Source organism: Ideonella azotifigens, assembly GCF_006519715.1.
GTDB classification, from domain to species: Bacteria; Pseudomonadota; Gammaproteobacteria; order Burkholderiales; family Burkholderiaceae_C; genus Ideonella; species Ideonella azotifigens.
The window spans coordinates 1-1,082 of record NZ_VIDT01001165.1; the positions used below are offsets into that span (position 1 = coordinate 1).

At 69.6% G+C, this 1,082-nt stretch carries 2 protein-coding genes; both read right to left on the reverse strand.

Annotated features, from left to right (window positions below; all coding sequences use genetic code 11):
• Positions 1-208 (reverse strand): zf-HC2 domain-containing protein (locus FKP22_RS31355; RefSeq protein WP_141292061.1); only part of this gene is annotated, 208 nt, incomplete at its 3' end.
• Positions 195-824, reverse strand: a complete 630-nt coding sequence (locus tag FKP22_RS31360; RefSeq protein WP_141292062.1) for an RNA polymerase sigma factor — start codon at positions 822-824, stop codon at positions 195-197. The genes FKP22_RS31355 and FKP22_RS31360, both read right to left, overlap by 14 nt.
• Positions 825-1,082: the final 258 nt, after the last annotated feature.

The window sequence follows — 1,082 nt, forward strand, 5'->3', positions numbered from 1 at the left end:
GGCCTTGTTCCAGGTCGGGGCCGGGCGTGGCAGGCTCAGCCATTTCGGTGACCAGTTGCTGCTCGTGGCGCAGGGCCTCGCGGCAGTCGGCGCAGGTGGCCAGGTGGGCTTCGGCCTGGCGGCGCTGCGCGGGCGTGGCGCTGCCATTGGCCAGCCAGGGCAGCAGGGCCCAGGTGGCCTGGTGGCGCTGCATTTCAGCGGGATTCATCTTGGGTTCCTTCGCTGCGCGCCAGGCCGGGTTCGCCGGCCAGGTCGGGCAACAGGTTGCGCAGTCTCACCCGGGCGTGGAACAGCCGCGCCTTGGCGGTGCCGACCGGGCATTCCATGATGGCTGCGGTTTCCTCCAGCGTGTGGCCCTGGCCGTAGACCAGCTCCACCGTCAGGCGCTGGTCCGCCGGCAGGCGCGCCAGGCCTTTGGCCAGCCAGTCGCGCACCTCGTGGGTGGCGTGGGGGTCCTGCTGGCCGGCCAGGGATTCGAGATCGTCGTCGCTGCCGTGCCAGCAGGGATCGTCCTGGTCGCGCAAGGCCTTCATCGCCACGCGGTAGGCAATGCCGAGGATCCAGGTGGACACACGGGCTTCGCCGCGGTAGTCGCCGGCCTTCTGCCAGACGATCCACAGCGTGTCGTTGATGACCTCCTCGATCAAGGCCTCGTGGCGGGTCACCCGGCCGAGGAAGCGCACCAGGCGCGGCTGGTATTCGCGGTAGAGCGCGGTCAGTGCCTCACGATCCTGTGTCTCGGCAATGCGCCGCAGCCAGCCCTGGTCGGGCGAGGCGACCGAGGCCGATGCAGGGCGGCGGCGAAGCGAAGGCAGGAGGAACATGACGGGGGCCGTGACGGAAGGCGAGCGCTGGACGTCCGTCTGTACCGGGCTTGGCCGCAAATGGTTGCATGCCGGCGAAATAAAGTCAGAAACTCCAGACCAGGCTGGCCACCCAGCTGTTGTTTGTCGAAACACCGTAGAGCGGGCGGGCGGCTGGGTCGACCATCACGCGGTCGAGTTGCAGGGCCAGGTGGTCCTGCTGCCAGCCGGCACCGGCCTGGCCGAACAGGTAGCCGTCCCCGCCGCCGTAGAGCCGCC